The sequence below is a fragment of the Citrobacter enshiensis genome, from assembly GCF_029338175.1.
In the GTDB taxonomy this organism is placed as follows: Bacteria; Pseudomonadota; Gammaproteobacteria; order Enterobacterales; family Enterobacteriaceae; genus Citrobacter_D; species Citrobacter_D enshiensis.
Map to the genome: position 1 here is coordinate 3,867,240 of NZ_CP119862.1, position 19,522 is coordinate 3,886,761.

At 51.0% G+C, this 19,522-nt stretch carries 16 protein-coding genes, 2 tRNA genes and 2 rRNA genes; 6 read left to right on the plus strand and 14 right to left on the minus strand.

What is annotated here, in order from left to right:
- Positions 1 to 5: 5 nt before the first annotated feature.
- From P2W74_RS18435 to P2W74_RS18450, 4 genes are all read right to left on the minus strand, one after another.
- The gene (locus P2W74_RS18435) at positions 6 to 782 is read right to left on the minus strand and encodes a fimbrial biogenesis chaperone (RefSeq protein WP_276292763.1); all 777 of its coding nucleotides are present in this window, start codon (positions 780 to 782) and stop codon (positions 6 to 8) included.
- 26 nt (positions 783 to 808) lie between these two features.
- On the minus strand, positions 809 to 3,280 hold the full coding sequence (locus P2W74_RS18440) for a fimbria/pilus outer membrane usher protein (RefSeq protein WP_276292764.1): 2,472 nt from the start codon (positions 3,278 to 3,280) through the stop codon (positions 809 to 811).
- A 42-nt stretch (positions 3,281 to 3,322) separates the two neighbouring features.
- A complete protein-coding gene (locus tag P2W74_RS18445; protein ID WP_238929166.1) occupies positions 3,323 to 3,817 on the minus strand; it encodes a fimbrial protein in 495 nt (164 codons plus the stop codon).
- A gap of 123 nt (positions 3,818 to 3,940) precedes the next feature.
- Entirely contained in the window at positions 3,941 to 4,489 is a 549-nt protein-coding gene (locus P2W74_RS18450; RefSeq protein ID WP_276292765.1) for a fimbrial protein, read from the minus strand.
- Positions 4,490 to 5,131: 642 nt separating this feature from the next.
- On the opposite strand from P2W74_RS18450, the gene P2W74_RS18455 reads away from it, so the two are divergent.
- Together P2W74_RS18455 and P2W74_RS18460 are read left to right on the plus strand one after the other, a co-directional pair.
- Positions 5,132 to 5,920, plus strand: a complete 789-nt coding sequence (locus P2W74_RS18455; protein ID WP_276292766.1) for a winged helix-turn-helix domain-containing protein — start codon at positions 5,132 to 5,134, stop codon at positions 5,918 to 5,920.
- A 1-nt stretch (position 5,921) separates the two neighbouring features.
- Positions 5,922 to 6,440 (plus strand): hypothetical protein, encoded by a 519-nt coding sequence (locus tag P2W74_RS18460; protein ID WP_276292767.1) that lies wholly within the window; start codon positions 5,922 to 5,924, stop codon positions 6,438 to 6,440.
- Between the two features lie 327 nt (positions 6,441 to 6,767).
- On the opposite strand, the gene P2W74_RS18465 is transcribed toward P2W74_RS18460, so the two are convergent.
- Both P2W74_RS18465 and dnaQ read right to left on the minus strand, forming a co-directional pair.
- A tRNA-Asp gene (locus tag P2W74_RS18465) sits at positions 6,768 to 6,844 on the minus strand.
- Positions 6,845 to 6,977: 133 nt separating this feature from the next.
- The gene (dnaQ, locus tag P2W74_RS18470) at positions 6,978 to 7,706 is read right to left on the minus strand and encodes a DNA polymerase III subunit epsilon (protein ID WP_276292768.1); all 729 of its coding nucleotides are present in this window, start codon (positions 7,704 to 7,706) and stop codon (positions 6,978 to 6,980) included.
- A gap of 65 nt (positions 7,707 to 7,771) precedes the next feature.
- Here dnaQ and rnhA point away from each other — a divergent pair, with 65 nt between their 5' ends.
- Positions 7,772 to 8,239 carry a ribonuclease HI gene (gene rnhA, locus P2W74_RS18475; RefSeq protein ID WP_276292769.1) on the plus strand — a complete coding sequence of 156 codons (468 nt, stop codon included), beginning with the start codon at positions 7,772 to 7,774 and terminating at the stop codon, positions 8,237 to 8,239.
- On the opposite strand, the gene P2W74_RS18480 is transcribed toward rnhA, so the two are convergent.
- Positions 8,236 to 8,958 carry a class I SAM-dependent methyltransferase gene (locus P2W74_RS18480; RefSeq protein WP_162383333.1) on the minus strand — a complete coding sequence of 241 codons (723 nt, stop codon included), beginning with the start codon at positions 8,956 to 8,958 and terminating at the stop codon, positions 8,236 to 8,238. The genes rnhA and P2W74_RS18480 overlap by 4 nt on opposite strands.
- 32 nt (positions 8,959 to 8,990) lie before the next feature.
- On the opposite strand from P2W74_RS18480, the gene gloB reads away from it, so the two are divergent.
- A complete protein-coding gene (gene gloB / locus P2W74_RS18485; RefSeq protein ID WP_276292770.1) occupies positions 8,991 to 9,746 on the plus strand; it encodes a hydroxyacylglutathione hydrolase in 756 nt (251 codons plus the stop codon).
- Positions 9,747 to 9,817: 71 nt separating this feature from the next.
- Positions 9,818 to 11,182 carry a murein transglycosylase D gene (mltD, locus tag P2W74_RS18490; protein WP_276292771.1) on the plus strand — a complete coding sequence of 455 codons (1,365 nt, stop codon included), beginning with the start codon at positions 9,818 to 9,820 and terminating at the stop codon, positions 11,180 to 11,182.
- Positions 11,183 to 11,229: 47 nt separating this feature from the next.
- Here the strand turns inward: mltD and P2W74_RS18495 are convergent, their stop codons facing one another.
- The 3 genes from P2W74_RS18495 to P2W74_RS18505 form a co-directional block, all read right to left on the minus strand.
- Entirely contained in the window at positions 11,230 to 11,997 is a 768-nt protein-coding gene (locus P2W74_RS18495) for a class I SAM-dependent methyltransferase (RefSeq protein WP_276292772.1), read from the minus strand.
- A 74-nt stretch (positions 11,998 to 12,071) separates the two neighbouring features.
- Positions 12,072 to 12,872, minus strand: coding sequence for an endonuclease/exonuclease/phosphatase family protein (locus tag P2W74_RS18500; protein ID WP_203358844.1), 801 nt, complete (start codon positions 12,870 to 12,872; stop codon positions 12,072 to 12,074).
- Between the two features lie 131 nt (positions 12,873 to 13,003).
- Entirely contained in the window at positions 13,004 to 14,179 is a 1,176-nt protein-coding gene (locus tag P2W74_RS18505; protein WP_276292773.1) for an MFS transporter, read from the minus strand.
- Positions 14,180 to 14,283: 104 nt separating this feature from the next.
- On the opposite strand from P2W74_RS18505, the gene yafC reads away from it, so the two are divergent.
- Positions 14,284 to 15,195, plus strand: coding sequence for a DNA-binding transcriptional regulator YafC (gene yafC, locus P2W74_RS18510; RefSeq protein WP_276292774.1), 912 nt, complete (start codon positions 14,284 to 14,286; stop codon positions 15,193 to 15,195).
- On the opposite strand, the gene dkgB is transcribed toward yafC, so the two are convergent.
- From dkgB to P2W74_RS18530, 4 genes are all read right to left on the minus strand, one after another.
- On the minus strand, positions 15,192 to 15,995 hold the full coding sequence (dkgB, locus tag P2W74_RS18515) for a 2,5-didehydrogluconate reductase DkgB (protein ID WP_276292775.1): 804 nt from the start codon (positions 15,993 to 15,995) through the stop codon (positions 15,192 to 15,194). The genes yafC and dkgB overlap by 4 nt on opposite strands.
- A gap of 163 nt (positions 15,996 to 16,158) precedes the next feature.
- Positions 16,159 to 16,235, minus strand: a tRNA-Asp gene (locus tag P2W74_RS18520).
- 50 nt (positions 16,236 to 16,285) lie between these two features.
- Positions 16,286 to 16,401: ribosomal RNA gene (gene rrf, locus P2W74_RS18525) — 5S ribosomal RNA — on the minus strand.
- Between the two features lie 94 nt (positions 16,402 to 16,495).
- Positions 16,496 to 19,412, minus strand: a 23S ribosomal RNA gene (locus P2W74_RS18530).
- Positions 19,413 to 19,522 lie beyond the last annotated feature (110 nt).

Consider the following 19,522-nt stretch of genomic DNA (forward strand, 5'->3'; position numbering starts at 1 on the left):
TCCTGTTACCGGGGCTGCTTCTCCATTGGCAATGCCTTACACACATTGCCTGTGCAGCTGAAATTCAGTTCGGGATGACCACCAAAATCGTTCACGTACATCATGCTGAACTGGCTGACGCTGCCGTCAGTGACGATGAAATCGTGAGAGGATTTTGGCGATACCATAATTCCGGGGAAGTCCGTCAGCTTGCCGCCACCTTGCGCTTCCGGCTTACGGCTCAGGCCGATGAGGGTGACGAAATAAGGTGTTGGGTTATCCACGGTCCAGTGGGTGCCCTGCTTGCGAAAGACCACCCAGTTCTGCCACACAGCACCGGGGGTTTCCGGCACGATGGCGGTCGGACGGTAAAACAGCTTGATACGCGACTGCATCGCCAGCTGCAGTACGTTCGGCTTGTCCGGTTTGGGCGGAATTTCGCGAACGTTCAGGTAGAAGAGACTCTCGCGATCCTGCGGCAACGCGTTAATGCCACCGGTTTTTGTGACGCGGGCAATGCCCTTTTGCCCGCCGTTGATGCGTTGCAGCGGCGGCAGGACCATCAACGGCGAGGTGATTTTTGTCCCGCTGGCATCTTCCACCCACGACTGCGCCAGAAACGGGATACTCGGGCTGGTGTTGGTTAAGTTCGCACTGACGGAGCGGGCATCACCGGTGATGATCAGCCGGGTGCGGTCGAGTGCAATGCCCGCCCATGAGGTATTGATCTCTGCGGCAAACAGCAGGCCGCAGGCCACAGGTTTCAGCCAGCGCTGCACGGAGTAAAAAGCTTGGTTTTTCATGACACGATTCATTCAAGTTATGGAAGTTATTCACAAGGCAACAGCACGTTGCCTTCCGGATTGAGTTGTTGCGGCACCTGTAAGTGGCACTGCGCACGACCGCCCCAGGCAACGGAAAGACGTTCGGCAGGATTCACACCGGCAATCCAGGCCATGCCGTTCTCCATCACCATGGCGACGCTGACGCCATTAGCGTTAAACACTTCGGCGCCAAACGGCGGTACCGAACCATCTTTCAAACGCAGCAGCGCCATCATTTTTTCCCCCTGCGCCACGGCAAAGCGCTGATAACCAATCGCCCCTTCCGTCAGGGTATTGGTGACGATGGCTTTGGTGGCGGAAATGTCTTCATCCATCGCGTCCACGTCGATGCGGGTATCAAAGCTGTGATAACTCACGACATCCGGCACCACGGCAATGCCGAAGCGGTTGGAGTGCGCCTGCTCGCCGTTCAGCGGCACGTTAGCGACACCGTCGGTATCAACCATCACGCGGGCGGTGTTCATCGACGCCTGGCTGTTGTGCAGCGCCGCGCCGTGACGCGTTGCGGTAAAGCCGCCACGCATCGTGCCGCCAACTGAGAGGTAGCGTGACTGCTGCCAGCTGACGTTCGATTCCAGCTCCGCCATCATGCTGCGGTGCTTGTAGTAGCCATCAAACGCAGTGCGTCCTTCACCAGAGACCCCGGCGCGCAGACGCCACGGGTTGTTGCTGTCGCGGTTATCGGAATACGAAACCATCTGGCTGGTATGGTTGCCGCTGTTTTGCAGCTCATAATCCATTGAACGGCCATCGCTCCACGGAATTGAGAGGGAGAGCGAGAGGCTGTCATCCCGTTTTCCCTGATACTCAGAGCGGTATGCCGCGAGGTTGGCGCTGATACCCCGAATCCCGGCGAACGAAAAGCTGTGACCCATCGACATCCCGTAGCGATCCTGTGAACGGCGATCCCAGTAGTTCTGGTGGGTGTAGGTCAGGTACAGCGTCGTGGCTAAGCGCGGGTCATCAGCAAAAAAGGTCTTGTTGCCGGTGATGGTGTACATCTCTTTCTCGTTCCCGACGCTGTCGTTATTCTCATATTGTTCGTCGAGGAACTGCGAGAAAGAGCGGAAGTTTCGCTGCGAAAAGCGGTAACCCGCAAAGGTGATAGCACTGTTATATTCATCAAAGGTTTTGGCATAGCTGAGCTTAAAGGACATGCCTTTTTTCTCATTCTGATGCTTCACCCGGCTCACGGATTGCGTCGCATCAGCCGACAACGCGCCCAGCCAGCTCAGATCCCGCCCGATACCCATCGACCAGGCGTTATAGCGCTCACCGGCCAGCAGCGCGCCGCCATACAGAGACCATGCATTGCTGACCCCCCATGAAAAATCGCCGCTGTAAAACGCCGGTCCCTGAACGTCGTGGTTATAACGCGAAGGTTTACCGACGGCGGTGTTATAACGCACGTAACCCGGACGCGTCAGATAGGGAATATCGGCCGTGTTGACCTGAAAGGTTTGTACGGCGCCATCTTGCTCTTCGACACGCACATCCAGCGTGCCGCGTACCGAGCCGTGCAGATCCTGAATATTAAACGGCCCCGCAGGGACGGTGGTTTGATAGATGACTCGCCCCTGCTGGCTGACGGTCACTTTTGCGTTGCTGCGGGCGATACCGTGAACTTCAGGCGCGTAGCCCTGCAAATTCGGCGGTAGCATGCGCTCGTCGCTGGCGAGGTTAACGCCTGTGAAACGCACCGAATCAAATACCTGAGAATTCAGGTAGATTTCGCCTACCGTCAGCTTAGCGGCCTGCATCGGCAACGGGCGATAGGCGTAGATCTGGTCCCAGTCAATACTTCCCCGATTATTATCCGAGGAGTAATCAGCCTGATACTGTCCGCGAAAACGCCAGCCGCCGAGGTTAAACCCTGTCTGCCCGTAGCCCGACAGAGAGCGGTAATGACCGCCGCCTTGTTCGTAGTGTGTGGTCTGACCCGAGATGCTGTAGTCAAATATCAGCCCCGCCACGCCATTATCCCAACGTTCCGGCGGCGTCCAGTCAGGATCGGTATATTTCATCCATGCCTGCGGCACGGTAATGTCCAGCACCCCGGCGCTGTTATTTAATGCCGCCCCCGGCAAACGGGAAATGTCATAGCAGGTCGCAGTAACCGGACGAATATGCACCAGCGCCTCTTCTTTGAGCGCCAGTAATTCGAGCTGTTCCGGCGTCAGGCATGCCATGGATTTATGTTTATTTTCAGGATCGACGATATAGCGGATCGACTGCTGTGGGATCTCCTGACCATTAATGCGAACATCCAGAAGATATTCGCCGGGTGTGACAAAGTTGCCTTCAGAAAAGCGCTGCAAATCTACATTCTGCCTGTCGCTGGCATCCAGAACGTCGGTATTAAATTCAATTGACTCATCCGCTTCAACCCATGAAGAAGCGCAGACCAGAGCAATAAAAAGCGCCAGACGTGTTTTATCTGTTTTCAGCGTAATCATTTTCGTTCGCAAACCTTCAGATACCCGAATTGCCAGTGCGGCTCAGAGATAATTCACAACAAAATGCGTGGCCGCGGTAAATTCACCGGATGTCATTCGTCCGTCGCGGGAGATCAAATAAGCCGTAAAATTGAGCGTATTTTTTCCTGGGTTAAGCGCATAGTCCGGTGACGGTTCGCCCAGATGAATTTGCTGTCCTTTGCTGTCATATATTTCTATCGCTAAATTTTCAGTTTCCGACTGCACGCTCAGATAATCGGGATTATCGCGATCGGATGCGCCGGAAAAGGTAATGTTTGCGCGTTGAAACACATTCCCTGGGTGTTGAGAATCCCCTAATGAACATCCCAACAAATGAATACTGAAATCGTGCGCCGATACTTTTTCGGGCTTCCCGGAAATATCCCTGGCGGATAGGTCGTCAAATTCGACTAGCAGCGAGCGGTCCCGCGGATCGACATAGCAGGCAGCCTCAATAATATTTCCCCGCATCCGCATTTTGCCGGGCGTACTGGCGATATGATCTGTGCCAGCCATAACCCATGCAGGCGATATAAAGATAAAAAGCAGTAACGTTCGCCATCCAGGCATAACCGCATTTCCTTTCAGTGAATCGCAGGAAGGGTTAAGCAGGCGCAATAATGCGCCCGCAGCAGATCATTACTGATAGTCGATCTGGAAATTAACGGTGGATTCGAAATCACCTGGAGTCACCACAGCAGAGGCGTTGCTCGCCTGCAGGTAAGCCACGAAATCGATATCGGTTTCGCCGTCGGTGATGTTGACCTCGGAAGCGGCTTCGCCCCATTTCACTTCCTGGTTGCCGCTGTCAATCATACCGATGCCCGCACCCTGCGCAGTACCAGAGGTGAATGCAGCCAGCGCGTTGTTGTCCTTGTCAATTGTTGCCGGGGTGTAGGTCACGGTAGCGGTTTTCGCGACTGTCGTATCACAACCCTGCAGAACGATTTTGGCATGCTTAACACCGGCACGCTGATTGTCTTTTAACTGAGACGTCGGGATCTCGCCAAAATTTACCTGTACTGGGCTAGATTCAGGAGCCAGACCGCATGCGGAATTCACCAAAGAACCGGTGAAATGAATTTTACCGTTAGTCGGTTCTACCTTCTCAGCAGCAAAACTAGAAGCGGCAGTAAAAGTCATTCCCGCCATCAGCGCACAGGCCATAGCCACGTTTTTCATTTTCATATTAAATCTTAACCTTATATCTATTTTTGGTTATTTCGACGTTCTATTCCCGCAGACGATTTTTGTCTGGGAAATCCTGATATTCAGGTAGCAGCGGTGCATTTCCTTGCAGATAATCCCTCTCAAGCTACTCCTTATTTTGAACTTCACAGGCATTACATACGGAATACCCTCCACAGCCGTTCACGCTGTTTCGGGGTTTATATTAATTCGTTGAAAAAATGAGACAACGAGAAAACCTGCTCTCCATCAAACTCAGGGAATCGTGTTGTTTCACAGCCACTGAACGGATCGATCACGAAAAACAGACCAAACAAAACACAAAAACTAGCATAAAACACTACTTTTTATATTATTTATAATATTTTTATCTGTTCTGTATTTTTTAATTTAGCTTAAATGATAAAAAAAAGTATTTATGAATATTTTGTAAAAATGACAATGGATATCAAATGTGAGCCATGACAATAAGATAGCGAAGACGAGAAGAAGAATTGGTAATTTCAGAAAGGGATATTAAAATATTGTTATGAAAACATTAAAAAAACGTTCTTTGGTACAACCATTTTTTATAAATGAATTATGTTATGCTATTGCCTTAACCACTCGAATGCGAGATTTCCTGCCTTAAAGGAGACATCAGTGATTTCTCATATACCAATAAAAAAAATCAAATCCGTAATTATCGGTGATGGCCTTATTTTTAGACCGCATAAAAATACGCTAAAAGACCTAACCTCTGGTGAAACGGCCACACTGAATAATGTAGCATCACTATTACTGCTGTATTTATTGCAAAATGGTAAAGAGATTTCCACGCGCGACGAGATTCTGCTGAATGTTTTCCAGCGCAATGGAGCCAGAGCGACAGATGCTAATCTCAACCAGCATATTTCATTTCTACGCAAAGCAATAACGTCAACGGGACACCCTGCAGAATTCATCGTGACGATTCCCCGTATGGGATTTCGAATGGGCGATGTCAGTATCAATATTCAGCAACGGGAAGAGGTACAGATTCCTGACAAAACTCCCACCTCGATGCCGGCACAAAAGAAGAAGAAGCATAACCGATGGCCTGTTGCGATAACCGCATTAATTACCGGCATTGCTGTGCTGGCGACGGCCTGGTTGACCTGGATACCTAATGAAATCTACATGACGGATGCTTCTATTCTCAGGACGATCAACTATGAGAAATGCCGTGTGCATATTTTAGGTAATGCCCTCACCGACACCATTACCGAAAAGAAGGCGCGTGATATTTTCCAGTCCGTTGGCATTAACCCGGACTGTTCACACACGAAAGATCTCTATCTCAATACCTGGTCGAGCAACCATAACCTGATTGACTGGTCGTTTGCTGCTGAATGCGGTCTTAACCTCGGCTATTACCACTGTGCCAGCCTGTATCGTCATCATGAGGAATGATATGAAGCCGGAAAGCGATCACTCTCCTCTATTGTGGTCAGTCGTGATTACCATTTGTGGGCTGGCGGCTATCGCCTTCCTCATCATTACCGGAGATGCTAAGAAAAAAGAGATCAGTTTTTCCTGCTCTTCGGAATTCACGTCGATACTCGACGTCCATAACTCGAAAAAGGTACTCAATGGGATCCTGTTGATAACCAGCTACAACTCCGGGCACCTTTCACTGTCAGTGCAAGGGAAGTTCAAAAGCGATGAGGGCGAGTTCACTGTTGACCGTAAACTGTTCTTTCGCTACACCAGCCCACTCGGCCATACCGCAGGCGTTTTCACTCTCACCCCCGACGGACGTGAAAAAGCCCCCGATGATGATGCAGCAGATGAAATCGATTATCTTTTTTTCGACGCCTACAAACGCGTCGACAAACTGTACATGCTGAAACGTATTAATAAAGAAACGATCATTATCGGTGATAGCTTTTCACCCCGCTTAGCCTGCGTGATGAATCGCTTTTCAGGTTAACCGCTCAGCAATCTTCGTCAGATTAAAGATGACATGATGTGCTGTCTTTACCAGCGCCTTCCCTGCCGTGTTCGCTGGCAGGAAGTCGTCGGGCGAGAGTCTACTCCATGAAAGCGCAACAATTGTTTTAAGGGATAGATCGGCACGACAATAACGTTAGTCAGCAGAGAGGAAACCCGAAATGCATCTGCGCGATGGTGTTGCCGAGTTCAGTGAGCGGCTCCAGGAGGAAGGTAACAAACCAAAGGGGAATGGCATACCGGAGGAAAATACAAATATGAAAACGACGAAGGCCTGAATCATTTCTGATTCAGGCCTTCTGAATAGTGGCGGAATGGACGGGACTCGAACCCGCGACCCCCTGCGTGACAGGCAGGTATTCTAACCAACTGAACTACCACTCCGCGTTGTGTTCCGCTTGGGAACGAAGCGAATATTACGGATTGCTTCGCACCTCGTCAACGCTTTTTCTCACGTTTCGAATCGTTTGCTGTAAAAATCGCCCGAGCGGTTATTTTTAGCGCGTAAAAAGGCGAACTAGGCTCGCCAGAGGCAACTTCCGCCCTTCTTCTGAACAAGGTCAAGACGCGACTCATGCGCCGCCAGCTCTTCATCAGTGGCTAAAACAACGCGTAACCCACTGGCCTTGCGAACAATACGCTGGATCCCCGCCTCACCCTGCTGCTGGCTTTCCCCTTCCATCGCAAAAGCCATCGTCGTCTGGCCGCCCGTCATCATCAGATAAACGTCGGCCAGAATCTGGGCATCGAGCAATGCGCCGTGCAGGGTTCGTTTGCTATTGTCTATTTCATAACGTGAGCACAACGCATCGAGGCTGTTACGCTTGCCTGGAAACATCTTCCTCGCCAGCGCCAGGCTATCGGTCACTTTGCAGAAGGTATTCGTTTTCGGGATGTCGCGATTGAGTTTACTGAACTCATAATCCATAAAGCCGATATCAAACGACGCGTTATGAATAACCAGTTCAGCGCCCCGAATGTAATCGAGGAACTCATCGGCTACCTCGGCAAACGTCGGTTTATCGAGCAAAAATTCATCTGCAATACCGTGTACCCCAAACGCTTCCGGGTCCACCAGCCGATCGGGTTTAAGATAGACGTGGAAGTTATTCCCCGTCAGACGACGATTGACCACCTCGACAGCACCAATTTCAATAATCTTGTGCCCTTCGTAATGCGCGCCGATCTGGTTCATACCCGTGGTTTCGGTATCCAGGACGATCTGTCGTGTAATTGCAGTGCTCATAGCGGTCATTTATGTCAGACTTGTCGTTTACAGTTCGATTTCAAATTACAGGAAGTCTACCAGAGATGCTTAAACAGGTAGAAATTTTCACCGATGGTTCTTGTCTCGGCAATCCAGGACCTGGCGGTTATGGCGCTATTTTACGCTATCGCGACCGCGAAAAAACCTTTAACGAAGGGTATACCCTCACGACGAATAACCGCATGGAGTTGATGGCGGCCATTGTCGCGCTGGAAGCACTGAAGGAGCACTGCAACGTTGTGCTCAGTACTGACAGTCAGTACGTTCGCCAGGGGATTACGCAGTGGATCCACAACTGGAAAAAACGTGGCTGGAAAACCGCAGATAAAAAACCGGTGAAGAACGTTGATCTCTGGAAACGTCTCGACGCGGCGTTGGGCCAGCACCAAATTAAATGGGAATGGGTAAAAGGCCATGCCGGTCATCCGGAAAACGAACGCTGCGATGAGCTAGCTCGTGCTGCCGCAATGAATCCCACTCAGGAAGACACCGGGTATCAGCCGGAAGCTTAGGCGTCGGGTTTACGGTAATGGCGGGTCGCACCGACGGCTTGCCGAATCCGCGCGGTGTTTTTATTTTGTTTCATTGGGTTAAGCGTGAGCGGAATGGTTCGCTTGCGCGCAACAATAAGCTGCAGACAACCTAATGCCGGAACATGCGCACTCAACAGTTTCCCTCCCTGCTTTGCCCAGGGCAAGACGTGAAAGCGGCTATAATGCAACACTTCAAAATTCAGCAGGGATAACCAGTCGAACTGACGCATAAGCGTAAACATCCGGCTGTTATAGGGGCTCGTTTTACGTAATACCGGCACCAACTTGCGTAATCCCATCAGGCTTACAGGATTGAACCCGCTTAAGACAAGCCAGCCATCATCAATTAACACGCGGTCGGCTTCATGAAGTAAACGATGCGGATCGGCGCACCAGGGCAACGTATGCGCCAACAGGCACACATCAACAGACTTGTCGGCAAAGGGAAGATGCAATGGGTCGGCCTGAACCTGTACCGGTGAACCTTGTGCGGAAACATTTACCTGGTGGGAGACAGCGCACGCTTCCGAGTTGATTTCTGCGCTTAAATTGCCAACCTTAAGCAGGTGAAAACCATACATTTTAGCGAACCACGGGTTAAGTTGTTGTTCCAGCGCCTCACGATAGTACTCACCCCAGGGCAAATCGCCCCAGCATTCAGGTGCTATAGCAGTTTGAGGGATCCTTGCCGGTTTCATCACGACCTTCCGCTACGTTTGAGAGGTAATCTATGAATCTTAACAGTATTCCCGCGTTTCAGGACAATTACATCTGGGTTCTTAGTAATAATGAAGGACGTTGCCTGATTGTCGATCCTGGTGATGCAAAACCGGTGTTAGACGCGATTGCGGAACATCACTGGCAACCGGAAGCGATTTTGCTCACTCACCATCATCAGGATCACGTGGGTGGCGTGGAAGAACTCTGTGAGCATTTTCCTAATATTGTGGTTTACGGACCGGCAGAGACACAAGATAAGGGAACGACCCACGTAGTCAAAGATGGCGAAACTGCCTTCATTTTAGGTCATGAATTTAGTGTATTTGCTACACCGGGTCACACTTTAGGACATATCTGTTACTTTAGCCACCCTTACCTATTCTGCGGTGACACTCTGTTTTCAGGGGGATGTGGGCGTTTGTTTGAAGGCACTGCACTTCAAATGTATCAATCACTTAAAAAAATATGTGCACTTCCTGATGATACTCTGGTGTGTAGCGCGCATGAATATACTTTATCAAATATTAAGTTTGCACTAAGCATCCTACCGCACGATTCGTTCATTAATGAATATTATCGTAAAGTTAATGAGTTACGCGCAAAAAACCAAATGACACTACCCGTAATTCTGAAAAATGAGCGGCAAAACAATATTTTTCTCAGAACGGAAGATATTGATTTAATTAACGAAATAAACAAAGAAACAATATTGCAACACCCTGAAGAACGTTTTGCCTGGTTAAGGTCAAAGAAAGACAGGTTCTGACAATTCCTACTTGTCATTCGCAAACTTCACCGTTATGATCGGTCGTCTTTTAAGCAACTATTGACACACACATGAAGGCAAAAGCGATATTACTCGCCTCTGTCCTGCTCGTGGGGTGCCAGTCGTCTCAGAACGCTGGTGTCCAACAACACGCACAGAGCCTTTCTGCAGCTGGTCAAGGGGAAGCAGGAAAGTTTACGAGTCAGGCTCGATGGATGGACGATGGGACGTCTATCGCGCCAGATCAAGACTTGTGGGCTTTCATTGGTGACGAGCTAAAGATGGGAATTCCGGAAAATAACCGGATTCGCGAACAGAAACAGAAATATTTACGCAATAAGAGCTATCTCCACGATGTAACTTTACGGGCAGAGCCGTATATGTACTGGATAGCCGGGCAAGTTAAAAAACGTAACATGCCTATGGAACTGGTACTACTACCCATAGTGGAGAGCGCTTTTGATCCTCACGCGACGTCTGGCGCCAATGCAGCTGGCATTTGGCAGATCATTCCGAGCACGGGGCGCAATTATGGTTTAAAACAGACGCGCAGTTATGATGCTCGTCGCGATGTTGTGGCATCCACAACGGCGGCGCTGGACATGATGCAACGTCTGAACAAAATGTTTGACGGCGACTGGCTGTTGACCGTAGCGGCTTATAATAGCGGCGAAGGTCGCGTGATGAAGGCGATGAAAGCGAATAAAGCTCGTGGCAAAGCGACGGACTTTTGGTCACTTCCATTACCTCAGGAAACGAAGCAGTACGTGCCAAAAATGCTGGCTTTGAGCGATATTCTCAAAAACAGCAAACGCTATGGCGTGCGTCTGCCTACGACAGACGAAAGTCGGGCGTTGGCGCGTGTTCGCTTGAGCAGCCCGGTAGAAATGGCACAGGTTGCAGATATGGCGGGTATTTCCGTCAGCAAGCTAAAGACGTTTAATGCTGGCGTGAAAGGCTCTACGTTGGGTGCAAGCGGCCCGCAATACGTGATGATCCCAAAGAAGCATGCAGCACAACTGCGTGAATCTCTGGCTTCCGGCGAAATTGCGGCAGTACAGTCAACGTTAGTTGCAGATAATACGCCACTGAACAGCCGTAGCTACACTGTTCGCTCTGGTGACACGCTTTCGGGCATCGCTTCACGTCTTGGCGTGAAAGCAAGCGATCTGAAGCAGTGGAACAACCTGCGTGGTTCCAGCCTGAAAGTTGGGCAAAGTTTGACGGTTGGCGCGGGCAGCAGTGCGCAGCGACTGGCCAACAACAGCGACAGTATTACCTATCGTGTGCGTAAAGGGGATTCTCTTTCGAGCATCGCTAAACGTCACGGCGTCAACATCAAAGATGTGATGCGCTGGAACAACGATACGGATAATCTGCAGCCCGGCGATCAACTAACGTTGTTTGTGAAAAACAACGGTATGCCAGACTCCTGATCAGCATGATGCGAAAAAGGCACCGATTCCCCCGGTGCCTTTTTTATTTACGCTTTACGCGCTTCAATCATGATGGTGTCGCTGGTAAAGGAACCATCCTCCTGCAACGCAAAGTAGCCCTTCACCTCCCCCGATGCGCTCTCCTGATACATGCGTATGGCTTGTGCTAATGCGGCCGGTGTGCGCATCCGTGCTACCCATGAGCTGAATTCCAGGGGTAAACGATCGGTCAGCAGCGTGTCGACGACCAAATTCGCGTTATTAATGAAAGACAGCCACTCGCCGCTTGAATAGTTACGCACGTGCGAGGTATCGCGTAACGCTTCAACCGTCTGCAACCAGATGTCACGAACCGGATGCCCCGGCGACATCACATCCATCATTATCAGCCTGCCGCCCGGTTTCAATACACGGCCCACCTCACGCAGCGCTATGCCAACATCATGCCAGTGATGGGCAGAATAGCGGCTGATAACCACATCAAACGATTGATCGTCGAAGGGTAACTTTTCGGCATAGCCCTGCCGCGTAGAAATATTGCGCAACCCTTTCTCGCTCGCGGCTTGCGCAACCACATCCAGCATTTGCGAGGATAAGTCGTACGCCACCACGTGCTGCACATTCTGCGCGGCAATAAAACTGGCATGTCCCGCCCCGCACCCCATGTCCAGAACGTGAGCCAGAGGAAACGCAGACAGTCTTTCTGCCAGACGCTGCAAATCGCGGCCAGTGGCGTGTACGGCGCTGGTTAAATAGGCATTCGCCTGCGAGCCGAACTGCTTTTCGACGTTGTCATGATGAGAGTGTGTTGTCATTGTGTTGCCCTTTGCTGGTTGGAAGGTAAAGGGCAGTACCGCTACAGGCCTGCCCTACGGCAGACCTGACACACCTATTGCTCAGGTTTGCCGGGACTGAATTCAACGAGTAGTGGGTTATGATCGGACGCGCGCGTGACCAGCACAGAGGCTTCGCTAACGTTCAGACCACGATAAAAGACAAAATCGAGAGGACGGCCAAAGGCCCGACGGCGCTGATCATCCGTAAAGCGCACCTGACGAAGCGACATTTCACGCGCAAAGCGGTACAGCGCATTCATACGCTGGCGGCTCCAGGCATTGAAATCGCCCGCCATTATCACCGGGCCGCTGTGATGTGCAATCTGGTCGCCGATAGGAAGTAACTGCTTACTGTATACATCGACCCCCAGGCTGAAATTAACCGCATGGATATTTACGACCATCAATAATCGCGAGTCAGGCAACGGATAGACCGTTACCAGCGCAGATTTCGCCAGGCGTAAGATCGGCTCACGTTCGCGCAGTGGGCAGCAGTAAACAGGGTGAGCGGCTGAAAGCGTCATCACGCCAGAAGGATGTTGAGGCAGAACAAACGCCGGAACCTGGTCGGCTGCCAGATAGTTCGCCGTTGCAAACTGCACCAGCTCTGGCGTGGTTTGCGCTTCTTGCAGTAAAACAAGATGCGCATCTTTGCCGAAGTTCTTCAGCACCGACAGCCATTCGGCACGCTGCTGTTTGAAGATATTCCACACCAGGATCCGAATGCGGTCTTCACTGCTTAACGGTTCACCGGCGGGTAATGCCTGGCCGATACTCGCAAACGACCCTGGCGGTAAAATCCGTTCTGCAGGTTGTCCGGCGACATAGCGCATGGCATAGGTGTTTTTTCGCACTTTTGACTTTCAAACCTCTATAACGTCAACCAGCCCGGATCCGGACTGGTTCTTCTGTTATAGGGATTTTAGCTCACACTTTCAACGGACAATTGCATATTGTTTTGTAAGCGAGCGCTCACATCAATAGCTTAGCCCAGGGCAATGCGTGACGGTTTATCCAGTCTTCCACTCACCCCCATGAGTAAGAAGGCCCCCAGGACGATCACCGCGCCAATCCACGGTGTTTGCGCTAACCCAAAGTGCTGTACGGTTTGCCCACCCACGACGGACCCTATTGCAATCCCAATGTTGAATGCCGCAATATTCAGGCCTGAAGCGACATCCACGACACTTGGCGTAAATTGTTCCGCTTTTTGTACCACATACACCTGTAATCCTGGCACGTTGCCAAAAGCAAAGATCCCCATCACCAGAATGGTCGCCAGCGCAGCATATTGCACTGATGCCGTGAACTGGAAGACCATCAACAACACAACCAGTGCGGCAAAGATAAATTTCAACGCCGGAACTGCGCCATGCTTATCCGCCAGCTTGCCGCCCCAGATATTGCCGATTGCAACAGAAACACCATACCCCAGCAAAATCCAGCTCACGGCTGCCGGTGAAAAACCTGCCAGATTCTGCATCATTGGCGCCAGAAAGGTAAACGCGGTAAATACGCCACCGTAACCTAAAGCGGTGATGGCATAGATAATCAGCAGGCGTGGGTGCGTTAACACGCATATCTGATCTCGAATCGTCGCGGCAGCACGGCCTGGTATATTCGCCGGAATCAGAATCAGACTGCTGATAAGGGCGATGATACCGAGCATTGAGACGGCAAGGAACGTTTCACGCCAACCAAAATGCTGACCGATAAATGTTCCCAGAGGAACGCCGGTGACCAGGGCAACCGTTAAGCCGCCAAACATAATGGCAATGGCTGACGCAGCTTTCTCTTTTGGCACCAGACTCGTCGCAATTGTCGAGCCAATAGAGAAGAACACCCCATGCGCCAGTCCCGTCAGCAGACGAGCAACGACCAGTGTCATGTACCCAGGAGCCTGCCATGCCAAAATATTCCCGGCAGTAAACAGAACCATCAATGCAACCAGTAACTGTTTACGCGGCAAATGTCCGGTTAATGCTGTCAGCACCGGAGCGCCTATCGCAACTCCCAGAGCGTAGATTGAGACCAGCAACCCCGCAGAAGGCAACGAGATCGACAGTTGTTCGGCAATGGTAGGCACCAGACCCACGATCACAAATTCGGTTGTGCCAATTGCAAAGGCACTGATTGTCAGTGCAAGTAACGCCAAAGGCATAAGTCACTCCATATCATCAGTAAGTAGATGACACGTAGTATGCAGTGGTGCTTTAATAACAAAAATATCCAAAATTTCAATATAATTTTGCTTCAGGTGCAAAAATGAAAGCAACATCGGAAGAACTCACGATTTTTGTTGCTGTGGTGGAAAGTGGTAGCTTCAGCCGCGCCGCAGAGCAACTTAGCCAGGCTAACTCTGCCGTTAGTCGTGCAGTCAAAAAACTGGAAATGAAATTGGGTGTGAGTTTGCTTAATCGCACAACACGCCAGTTAAGCCTCACGGAGGAAGGCGAACGTTATTTCAGGCGCGTACAGTCAATATTGCAGGAAATGGCCGCCGCCGAGACGGAAATTATGGAAACGCGCAATACCCCACGTGGATTGCTGCGTATAGATGCTGCAACGCCAGTGACGCTTAACTTTCTGACGCCGCTGATCAAGCCTTTCCGCGAGCGTTATCCGGAGGTAACTCTTTCGCTGGTCTCCTCGGAAACGTTTATCAATCTTATCGAGAGGAAGGTTGATGTGGCGATCCGCGCCGGTACGCTAAGTGATTCCAGCCTTCGCGCTCGTCCGCTGTTTACCAGTTACCGTAAAATTATCGCTTCGCCGGATTACATTGCACAGTATGGCAAGCCCGAAACCGTCGCCGATCTGAAAGATCATCTCTGTTTGGGCTTTACCGAACCGGCTACGCTGAATACCTGGCCGGTCTCCTGCTGCGATGGGCAGCTTCATGAGATTACCAGCGGACTTTCTTCTAATAGCGGAGAGACGATAAAGCAGCTGTGCCTGAGCGGCAACGGGATCGCGTGTCTGTCAGACTATATGATTGCGAAGGAGCTGAAGCGGGGAGAATTTGTTGAACTGCTTACCGAACATCGTGTTCTGGTCGAGATGCCGTTTAGTGCGGTGTACTACAGCGATAAGGCGGTCAGCCCGCGTATTCGCGCGTTTATCGATTTTCTCAGTGAACATGCGGGTAGCTTTGCCACCCGCACGCAGGTGAGTTAATCCCAGTTCGGCGCCAGTCCTTCCGGGCTCACCAGGCGATCGTTGCAATCCAGTGCGGCGATCGCTTTTTTGTCCTCAGCATCCAGTTGCAGATCCAACGCCTGTAGGTTGCTTGCCAAATTTTCACGCCGGGTTGAGGACGGGATCACTGAATAACCTTCACCCATCGCCCATGCCAGAATCACCTGAGCAGGAGTGGCGTTATGCTTCGTTGCAATACGGGTAATCGTCCCATCTTTCAACGCCTTGCCATAAGCCAGTGTCATGTAAGAGGTAATGTGAATACCGTGTTCGCTCGCCCAATCCACCACTTTACGGTTTTGCAGATACGGAGAGAGTTCGATCTGGTTCGTTGCGATATTCCCGGCACCGATCGCGCTAATCGCTTTCTCCATGAGTGGAATAGTGAAGTTCGAGATACCAATTTCGCGAGTCAGCCCTTGTTTTTTCGCATCCAGCAGCGCCTGCATAAACTCTTCTACTGACACCGCATCATTAGGTGACGGCCAGTGAATCAGGGTTAAATCAACATAGTCCGTGCGCAGTTTTTTCAGGCTCTCTTTGAGGCTTGGGATCAGCCTCTCTTTGCTCAGGTTTTCTGTCCAGATCTTGGTGGTGATATAGAGTTCGCTGCGCGGTACATTGCTTTCTGCGATTGCCTGGCCAACAGCGGCTTCATTATCATAGATTTGTGCGGTATCGACCGCACGATAACCCAACTCAATGGCGGTTTTTACGGATGCGATTACAACGTCGTCTTTCAGGCGAAAAGTGCCTAAACCAAATGCAGGGATTGTCATTGAATTCCTCTTTATTAATGTTGTTCATTAGCAGAGGAAAATTATCGCTGTGGCAGATATGAGGAAAAAGGGGGTAAAACGCAGAAGATTTTTGCGAATTTAGCAATAATCAAATCGCAGATAAAGAAAAAGCCCTGAGTGTTAACTCAGGGCTCTTAATAAGTGGCGGAACGGACGGGACTCGAACCCGCGACCCCCTGCGTGACAGGCAGGTATTCTAACCAACTGAACTACCGCTCCACCGAATTTTTCTACAACTACCGGAGACTCCGGTTACTGCTTAATTTGATGCCTGGCAGTTCCCTACTCTCGCATGGGGAGACCCCACACTACCATCGGCGCTACGGCGTTTCACTTCTGAGTTCGGCATGGGGTCAGGTGGGACCACCGCGCTACAGCCGCCAGGCAAATTCCTGTTTATTAACCCGCTTTTCGCCGGTTAATCTTATCTGTATCAAGCTGAATCTGATGTCTCTTCGCCAAAACACCTTTGGCGTTGTAAGGTTAAGCCTCACGGTTCATTAGTATCGGTTAGCTCAATGTATCGCTACACTTACACACCCGACCTATCAACGTCGTAGTCTTCAACGTTCCTTCAGGAGACTTATAGTCTCAGGGAGAACTCATCTCGGGGCAAGTTTCGTGCTTAGATGCTTTCAGCACTTATCTCTTCCGCATTTAGCTACCGGGCAATGCCATTGGCATGACAACCCGAACACCAGTGATGCGTCCACTCCGGTCCTCTCGTACTAGGAGCAGCCCCCCTCAATTCTCCAGCGCCCACGGCAGATAGGGACCGAACTGTCTCACGACGTTCTAAACCCAGCTCGCGTACCACTTTAAATGGCGAACAGCCATACCCCTTGGGGACCTACTTCAGCCCCAAGGATGTGATGAGCCGACATCGAGGTGCCAAACACCGCCGTCGATATGAACTCTTGGGCGGTATCAGCCTGTTATCCCCGGAGTACCTTTTATCCGTTGAGCGATGGCCCTTCCATTCAGAACCACCGGATCACTAAGACCTGCTTTCGCACCTGCTCGAGCCGTCACTCTCGCAGTCAAGCTAGCTTATGCCTTTGCACTAACCTCCTGATGTCCGACCAGGATTAGCTAACCTTCGTGCTCCTCCGTTACTCTTTAGGAGGAGACCGGCCCCAGTCAAACTACCCACCAGACACTGTCCGCAACCCGGATTACGGGGTCTACGTAGAACACCAGCCATTAAAGGGTGGTATTTCAAGGTTGGCTCCATGCAGACTGGCGTCCACACTTCAAAGCCTCCCACCTATCCTACACATCAAGGACCAGTGTTCAGTGTCAAGCTATAGTAAAGGTTCACGGGGTCTTTCGTCTTGCCCGCGGGTACACTGCATCTTCACAGCGAGTTCAATTTCACTGAGTCTCGGGTGGAGACAGCCTGGCCATCATTACGCCATTCGTGCAGGTCGGAACTTACCCGACAAGGAATTTCGCTACCTTAGGACCGTTATAGTTACGGCCGCCGTTTACCGGGGCTTCGATCAAGAGATCTTCTCCTTACGGATAACCCCATCAATTAACCTTCCGGCACCGGGCAGGCGTCACACCGTATACGTCCACTTTCGTGTTTGCACAGTGCTGTGTTTTTAATAAACAGTTGCAGCCAGCTGGTATCTTCGACTGATTTCAGCTCCACGAGCAAGTCGTTTCACCTACATATCAGCGTGCCTTCTCCCGAAGTTACGGCACCATTTTGCCTAGTTCCTTCACCCGAGTTCTCTCAAGCGCCTTGTATTCTCTACCTGACCACCTGTGTCGGTTTGGGGTACGATTTTGTGTTACCTGATGCTTAGAGGCTTTTCCTGGAAGCAGGGCATTTGTTACTTCAGCACCGTAGTGCCCTCGTCATCACACCTCAGCGTTAATAAACGACCGGATTTACCTAATCGTTCCGCCTACATGCTTAAACCGGGACAACCGTCGCCCGGCCAACATAAGCCTTCTCCGTCCCCCCTTCGCAGTAACACCAAGTACAGGAATATTAACCTGTTTCCCATCGACTACGCCTTTCGGCCCTCGCCTTAGGGGTCGACTCACCCCTGCCCCGATTAACGTTGGACAGGAACCCTTGGTCTTCCGGCGAGCGGGCTTTTCACCCGCTTTATCGTTACTTATGTCAGCATTCGCACTTCTGATACCTCCAGCAACCCTCACAGGCCACCTTCAACGGCTTACAGAACGCTCCCCTACCCAACAACACATAGTGTCGCTGCCGCAGCTTCGGTGCATGGTTTAGCCCCGTTACATCTTCCGCGCAGGCCGACTCGACCAGTGAGCTATTACGCTTTCTTTAAATGATGGCTGCTTCTAAGCCAACATCCTGGCTGTCTGTGCCTTCCCACATCGTTTCCCACTTAACCATGACTTTGGGACCTTAGCTGGCGGTCTGGGTTGTTTCCCTCTTCACGACGGACGTTAGCACCCGCCGTGTGTCTCCCGTGATAACATTCTTCGGTATTCGCAGTTTGCATCGGGTTGGTAAGTCGGGATGACCCCCTAGCCGAAACAGTGCTCTACCCCCGAAGATGAATTCACGAGGCGCTACCTAAATAGCTTTCGGGGAGAACCAGCTATCTCCCGTTTGATTGGCCTTTCCACCCCCAGCCACAAGTCATCCGCTAATTTTTCAACATTAGTCGGTTCGGTCTCCCAGTTAGTGTTACCCAACCTTCAACCTGCCCATGGCTAGATCACCGGGTTTCGGGGTCTATACCCTGCAACTTAACGCCCAGTTAAGACTCGGTTTCCCTTCGGCTCCCCTATTCGGTTAACCTTGCTACAGAATATAAGTCGCTGACCCATTATACAAAAGGTACGCAGTCACCCCATAAAAGAGGCTCCCACTGCTTGTACGTACACGGTTTCAGGTTCTTTTTCACTCCCCTCGCCGGGGTTCTTTTCGCCTTTCCCTCACGGTACTGGTTCACTATCGGTCAGTCAGGAGTATTTAGCCTTGGAGGATGGTCCCCCCCATATTCAGACAGGATACCACGTGTCCCGCCCTACTCTTCGAGTTCACAACACATGCAGTTTGGTGTACGGACTATCACCCTGTACCGTCGGACTTTCCAGACCGTTCCACTACCACACATGCTGATTCAGACTCTGGGCTGCTCCCCGTTCGCTCGCCGCTACTGGGGGAATCTCGGTTGATTTCTTTTCCTCGGGGTACTTAGATGTTTCAGTTCCCCCGGTCGCTTCATTACGCTATGTATTCACGTAATGATAGTGTGACGGATCACACTGGGTTTCCCCATTCGGAAATCGCCGGCTATAACGGTTCATATCACCTTACCGACGCTTATCGCAGATTAGCACGTCCTTCATCGCCTCTGACTGCCAGGGCATCCACCGTGTACGCTTAGTCGCTTAACCTCACAACCCGAAGGTGTTTCGTAAAACACATCGTGTTGCGAAAATTTGAGAGACTCGAACACACCGCTTATCTGTTCTTATTACGGAGAACAGACACAGTGTGTCGTTTC

What these genes read in the sequence shown, in the direction of transcription:
- P2W74_RS18435 (WP_276292763.1), bottom strand. Translation starts at nt 782, where the DNA reads ATGAAAAACCAAGCTTTTTACTCCGTGCAGCGCTGGCTGAAACCTGTG.
- P2W74_RS18440 (WP_276292764.1), bottom strand. Translation starts at nt 3,280, where the DNA reads ATGATTACGCTGAAAACAGATAAAACACGTCTGGCGCTTTTTATTGCT.
- P2W74_RS18445 (WP_238929166.1), bottom strand. Translation starts at nt 3,817, where the DNA reads ATGGCTGGCACAGATCATATCGCCAGTACGCCCGGCAAAATGCGGATG.
- P2W74_RS18450 (WP_276292765.1), bottom strand. Translation starts at nt 4,489, where the DNA reads ATGAAAATGAAAAACGTGGCTATGGCCTGTGCGCTGATGGCGGGAATG.
- P2W74_RS18460 (WP_276292767.1), top strand. Translation starts at nt 5,922, where the DNA reads ATGAAGCCGGAAAGCGATCACTCTCCTCTATTGTGGTCAGTCGTGATT.
- dnaQ (WP_276292768.1), bottom strand. Translation starts at nt 7,706, where the DNA reads ATGAGCACTGCAATTACACGACAGATCGTCCTGGATACCGAAACCACG.
- rnhA (WP_276292769.1), top strand. Translation starts at nt 7,772, where the DNA reads ATGCTTAAACAGGTAGAAATTTTCACCGATGGTTCTTGTCTCGGCAAT.
- P2W74_RS18480 (WP_162383333.1), bottom strand. Translation starts at nt 8,958, where the DNA reads ATGAAACCGGCAAGGATCCCTCAAACTGCTATAGCACCTGAATGCTGG.
- gloB (WP_276292770.1), top strand. Translation starts at nt 8,991, where the DNA reads ATGAATCTTAACAGTATTCCCGCGTTTCAGGACAATTACATCTGGGTT.
- mltD (WP_276292771.1), top strand. Translation starts at nt 9,818, where the DNA reads ATGAAGGCAAAAGCGATATTACTCGCCTCTGTCCTGCTCGTGGGGTGC.
- P2W74_RS18495 (WP_276292772.1), bottom strand. Translation starts at nt 11,997, where the DNA reads ATGACAACACACTCTCATCATGACAACGTCGAAAAGCAGTTCGGCTCG.
- P2W74_RS18505 (WP_276292773.1), bottom strand. Translation starts at nt 14,179, where the DNA reads ATGCCTTTGGCGTTACTTGCACTGACAATCAGTGCCTTTGCAATTGGC.
- yafC (WP_276292774.1), top strand. Translation starts at nt 14,284, where the DNA reads ATGAAAGCAACATCGGAAGAACTCACGATTTTTGTTGCTGTGGTGGAA.
- dkgB (WP_276292775.1), bottom strand. Translation starts at nt 15,995, where the DNA reads ATGACAATCCCTGCATTTGGTTTAGGCACTTTTCGCCTGAAAGACGAC.